Source organism: Polaromonas sp., from assembly GCF_039932935.1.
Classification (GTDB): domain Bacteria; phylum Pseudomonadota; class Gammaproteobacteria; order Burkholderiales; family Burkholderiaceae_C; genus Polaromonas.
The window spans coordinates 1-5083 of sequence record NZ_JBDTPB010000097.1; the positions used below are offsets into that span (position 1 = coordinate 1).

The following is a 5083-nucleotide window of genomic DNA, read 5'->3' on the forward strand; positions in this document are numbered from 1 at the left end:
AAGGCAATGAACGTGGGCAAGGTATGAACACACAACGAGGCGGAACCCTGCTGGGTTTGATTATTGGCGCCCTGATCGGCCTGGGGGCCGCTTTGGCCGTGGCGGTCTACATCACCAAGGTGCCGGTTCCCTTCATGAACAAGAGCCAGGCGCGCAACCCCGACAGCGACGCCGCGGAAGCCAAGAAGAACAAGGACTGGAACCCCAACGCACCGCTGGCCGGCAAGAACCAGCCCAAGCCGCCGCCCGCCGCCACGGTTGAAGTGCCCGGCGCGCCGGTGCCGGACCCCTCTGCCGGCGCGGCGCCCAGGGCCGCTGCTTCTGCGCCTGCCAAGGCTGTCGCCGCCAAACCTGCCCCCGCGGCCGACCCGCTGGGCGACCTGGCAAAAGCCAAGGTCGGAGGCCTCTCGTCGGGCCCGGGCGTCGATCCTTTCAGCTATTTCATCCAGGCCGGCGCATTCCGCACGCCGGAAGACGCCGAACAGCAACGCGCCAAGCTGCTGCTGCTGGGCATGCAAGCCAAGGTCAGCGAGCGCGAGCAGGCAGGCCGCACTGTTTACCGCGTGCGACTGGGCCCTTTCGACAAAAAGGAAGATGCCGACAAGGCCAAGGAACGCCTGGACAACAACTCGATAGAAACGGCGCTGGTCAGGGTTCAGCGCTAAGACCTTGACAGCCGACTGAACTTTTTCAGGCGCCGCTGTACCAACCTGTACAAGTATTACTGTCATTTCAGGAGAAAAATTTGATGCAACGCCGCGAGTTTTCGTTTTCCGCTGCTTCGGTGGCGGCCGCCACCGTGGGCCACGTCGCACTGCCCACTGCGGTGCATGCCCAGGCCAAGGCCTTCAAGGACGGCGTTGATTACCTGACGCTGGACAAACCGGTTCCGACCGAGGCGCCTGCGGGCCGTGTGGAGGTGGTGGAGTTCTTTTGGTACAGCTGCCCGCACTGCTTTGCCTTTGAGCCCCAGCTTGAAGCCTGGATGAAGCAGTTGCCTAAAGACGTGACGCTCCGGCGTGTGCCCGTGTCCTTCCGCCCTGATTTTGAGCCGCAGCAACGTCTTTATTACGTGCTGGAGGCCATGGGCAAGGTCGAGGAGCTCCACAAAAAGGTGTTTAACGCCATTCACGTGGAAAAACAGCCGCTCAACACCGCCGATGCGGTGGCAGTGTGGGCCGAAAAGCAGGGGCTCAACAAGGCCAAGTTTGTCGAGATGTACAACTCGTTTTCAGTGACCACCAAAGCGCGCAAAGCCACGCAGCTGCAGGACCTGTACAAGGTTGACGGCGTTCCCGCGCTGGGTATTGCCGGTCGTTACTACACCACCGGCACCATGACGCAGACCATGGCCCGGGCGCTTCAAGTGACTGACTTCCTGATCGGCCAATCTCGCAGGGCCAAATAAAGCCGGCTGCAACGCCCGCAAAAACCCGCCCTTTGCAGGCGGGTTTTTTTATGCCCCTACTTTCGCGGGGTAAGCCATTCCGTCGCCTGGCGTGGCTACAATGGCCCAACACCAAGCAGCAAGATTCGTGCCTTATGAAATACCCCCTTTTTTCTCTCGTTCTGCCGGTCCTTTTGGCGTTGGGCACTGCTTTTCCGGTCCACGCCGAAAAGGCGGACCGGGACAAGCCCATGAATGCGGAAGCCGACGCCCTGCGCTATGACGACCTGAAGCAAACCAGCGTCTTTACCGGCAACGTGGTGATCACCAAAGGGACGACCATCGTGCGAGGCGCGCGCGTGGACGTCATGCAGGACCCAGAGGGCTATCAGCAGGCGGTGTCGATTGCGGCGCCCGGCAAGCTGGCGTTTTACCGGAAAAAGCGCGACGGTGTGGACGAATACATTGAAGGTGAGGGCGAACGTATTGAATACGACAGCCGCGCCGACCTGGTGAAGTTCATCAAACGGGCCGTGGTGCGGCGTTACAACGGCGCGACGCTGGTGGACGAAACCACGGGCGCCATGATTGTTTACGACAACAACACCGACGTCTTCACCGTGGATGGCGGGGCGCAGAACCAGACGGCGTCCAACCCCACAGGTCGGGTTCGCGCCATGCTGTCGCCGCGTGCGGGTGCCTCGGCGCCGGTCGCCGCGCCGCCTGCGGGCCCCGCGCCTGTCCTGCGTCCCAGCACCACGCTGGGCGGTGAAAAGAACTAGAAAGATTGCAGATGGATGTGGTGACTGACACTTTGGGGGCCCCTGCCGCCCCTGCCCCGACCCCCAGCCGCCTGGTTGCACAAGGACTGCAAAAATCGTATGGCAGCCGCAAGGTCGTGCAGGACGTTTCGCTCTCGGTGCAAAAAGGCGAGGTGGTGGGTTTGCTGGGCCCCAACGGAGCGGGCAAAACCACTTCGTTTTACATGATCGTGGGCCTGGTGCGCGCCGATGCGGGCGAAATCTCCATTGACGGTGAATCGGTTGAGCACATGCCGATTCACCTGCGCGCGCGCCTCGGCCTGAGCTACCTGCCGCAAGAGGCCTCGATTTTTCGCAAGCTCACGGTGGAAGAAAACGTTCGCGCCGTGCTCGAGCTGCAGCTTGACAAGGCCGGCAAGCCGCTGGGCCGCGCCGACATCGAATCGCGGCTTGATGGCCTGCTGCAAGACTTGCGCGTAGACCATTTGCGCAATTCACCGGCGCCGGCGCTCTCGGGCGGCGAGCGCCGCCGTGTCGAGATTGCGCGAGCGCTCGCCACGCAGCCGCGCTTCATCCTGCTGGACGAGCCCTTCGCCGGTATCGACCCGATCGCGGTGATCGAGATCCAGCGCATCATCGGCTTTCTGAAGTCGCGCGGCATCGGCGTGCTGATTACCGACCACAACGTGCGCGAAACGCTCGGTATTTGCGATCACGCCTACATCATCAGCGATGGCCACGTGCTGGCCACCGGCACCCCCTCCGAGATCGTCAACAACGCCGATGTGCGCCGCGTGTACTTGGGCGAACATTTCAAAATGTGATGATGGTTCCCCCCTGTTGTCGCTCACTTCGTGTAGCTCCCTCCCCCCTCGAGGGGGCGGTGCCTGCGGCCTGGCAAAGCCAGTTCCGCGGCTCCTGTTCGCATGATTCTTTCCTCTCTTTGATCACCGAGCCAGGTTGAGACTGCCGTGAAGCAAGGCCTCTCTCTTCGCGTCTCGCAGCATCTCGCGCTGACGCCTCAGCTCCAGCAGTCGATCCGGCTGTTGCAGCTGTCGACGCTTGAGCTGAGCCAGGAGGTCGAGCAGATGCTCGACGAAAACCCGTTTCTCGAGGTGTCGGAAGAGACCGCTGTGCGCGAGGAATTCGGGCTGGAGCATGTCAACACGCCTGTCAGCCAGGACAGCCGGGAGTTTGAGTCTGCTACAGATTCAATAGCTGCTGGCGCAGATGCAACAAGCGCTACAGCCCAAAATGATGCAGAAATCAGCGCCGAGCCCAAGCTTGAGGAAAGCTGGGAAGGCGATGGCACGGTAGAGACCACGCCCGACGACAGCGAATGGGGCAGCGATGCGCCCGCGCGCAAGAACAACAATGAAGAGAGTGACGTCGAGGCTTCCGACCTGAGCGGCAGTCACGAGTCGCTGCAGGACCATCTGCACCGGCAGTCGCTCAGCCTGCGCCTGTCGGAAGAAGACCGCGCCGCGTTGCATTTCCTGATCGAATCCCTCAATGACGACGGCTACCTTGAAGACAGCCTGGCTTCGCTGGCAGCGGGCCTGGCGGGTGATGACCTTGAGGCGGCTGAAGAGCTTGAGCAACGTTTTGCCATGGCACTCAAGCTGCTGCACCACATGGAGCCTGCCGGCGTCGGTGCGCGCAACCTGGCCGAATGCCTGGGGCTTCAGTTGCTCGACTGCAAGGACTGTGACGAAACGCGGGCCGCGATGGCCATGTGCAAGCAGCCCATAGAGCTGCTGGCCAAGCGCGACGTGAAACGCCTGTCGCATCTGTGCGGCTTCCCGGAGGCCGTCATCAAGGGCGCGATCGCGGTGATAGGCCGGCTCGACCCCAAGCCCGGCAGGCGTTTCGTCAATGTGGAGCGCAACCTGATCGTGCCCGATGTCATCGTCATTAAATCCGGCCGCGGCTTTAAGGTCTCGCTGAATGGCGACGTCATGCCGCGCCTGCGCGTGCACGACATCTATGCCAACGCGCTCAAGCAGCACAAGGGCCAGGGCGGCCAGGCGCTGCAGCAGCGCCTGCAAGAGGCGCGCTGGTTCATCAAAAATATCCAGCAGCGCTTTGACACCATCCTGCGCGTGAGCAGCGCGATCGTTGAGCGGCAGAAAAATTTCTTCACGCACGGCGAGCTCGCCATGCGCCCGCTGGTGCTGCGCGAAATCGCCGACGAACTGGGCCTGCACGAGTCCACCATCTCGCGCGTGACCACGGCCAAGTACATGGGCACGCCCTTCGGCACGTTCGAGCTCAAGTATTTCTTCGGCTCCGCGCTGGGCACTGAAACCGGCGGCAATGCGTCCAGCACGGCGGTGCGCGCGCTGATCAAGCAGTTCGTCTCGTCCGAAAGCCTCAAGAAGCCGCTCAGCGACAACCAGATTTCCGAAATGCTGAAAGAACAGGGCATTGAATGCGCGCGCCGCACCGTGGCCAAGTACCGCGAAGCTTTGCGCATCGCCCCCGCCAACCTGCGCAAATCATTGTGAATGTGGCCCCCACGGTCGCCCACTGCGTGTGGCTCCCTGCCCCCCGAGGGGGTCGCTGCGCCTGCGGGCTGGCGAAGCCAGTCCCGCGGCCCCTGCTTGCAGAAAACCCCATTACCCAGCCAGCCGCGAACCTTCATTCATGAATCAGCTCCAACTCTTCTTGCCCTGCGCCGCGGGTGTCGAAAATCTCCTGGCCACCGAGGTGCAGCGCGTCACCGGTATCGAGGGCAAGGCCTGGCGTGCTGGCGTGCAGCTTCAGGCCTCGTGGCGCGATGCGCTGCAGCTCAATCTGCACAGCCGCCTGGCCCAACGCGTGCTCATCGAGCTGCAGCACAACCAGTACCGCAGCGAGCAAGACCTGTACAACGCCGCTGCCAACGTGGCCTGGGAAATCTGGTTCACGCCCAAACAGACCTTCAAGGTCGAGA

General features: G+C 62.3%; 6 protein-coding genes. All 6 read left to right on the forward strand.

Annotated elements, in window-relative coordinates:
- Positions 1–23 precede the first annotated feature (23 nt).
- On the forward strand, positions 24–665 hold the full coding sequence (locus ABI546_RS16345) for an SPOR domain-containing protein (protein ID WP_348048151.1): 642 nt from the start codon (positions 24–26) through the stop codon (positions 663–665).
- A gap of 83 nt (positions 666–748) precedes the next feature.
- Complete coding sequence (locus ABI546_RS16350) at positions 749–1408, forward strand: thiol:disulfide interchange protein DsbA/DsbL (protein ID WP_348048142.1); 660 nt, start codon at positions 749–751, stop codon at positions 1406–1408.
- Between the two features lie 134 nt (positions 1409–1542).
- Positions 1543–2169 carry a lipopolysaccharide transport periplasmic protein LptA gene (gene lptA, locus ABI546_RS16355; protein WP_348048143.1) on the forward strand — a complete coding sequence of 209 codons (627 nt, stop codon included), beginning with the start codon at positions 1543–1545 and terminating at the stop codon, positions 2167–2169.
- A gap of 11 nt (positions 2170–2180) precedes the next feature.
- A complete protein-coding gene (lptB, locus tag ABI546_RS16360; protein ID WP_348048145.1) occupies positions 2181–2972 on the forward strand; it encodes an LPS export ABC transporter ATP-binding protein in 792 nt (263 codons plus the stop codon).
- Positions 2973–3119: 147 nt separating this feature from the next.
- On the forward strand, positions 3120–4655 hold the full coding sequence (locus tag ABI546_RS16365) for an RNA polymerase factor sigma-54 (RefSeq protein ID WP_348048147.1): 1536 nt from the start codon (positions 3120–3122) through the stop codon (positions 4653–4655).
- Positions 4656–4794: 139 nt separating this feature from the next.
- The coding region (locus tag ABI546_RS16370; protein WP_348048149.1) for a THUMP domain-containing protein at positions 4795–5083 on the forward strand (289 nt) is incomplete at its 3' end.

What these genes read in the sequence shown, in the direction of transcription:
- lptB (WP_348048145.1), top strand. Translation starts at nt 2,181, where the DNA reads ATGGATGTGGTGACTGACACTTTGGGGGCCCCTGCCGCCCCTGCCCCG.
- lptA (WP_348048143.1), top strand. Translation starts at nt 1,543, where the DNA reads ATGAAATACCCCCTTTTTTCTCTCGTTCTGCCGGTCCTTTTGGCGTTG.
- ABI546_RS16345 (WP_348048151.1), top strand. Translation starts at nt 24, where the DNA reads ATGAACACACAACGAGGCGGAACCCTGCTGGGTTTGATTATTGGCGCC.
- ABI546_RS16350 (WP_348048142.1), top strand. Translation starts at nt 749, where the DNA reads ATGCAACGCCGCGAGTTTTCGTTTTCCGCTGCTTCGGTGGCGGCCGCC.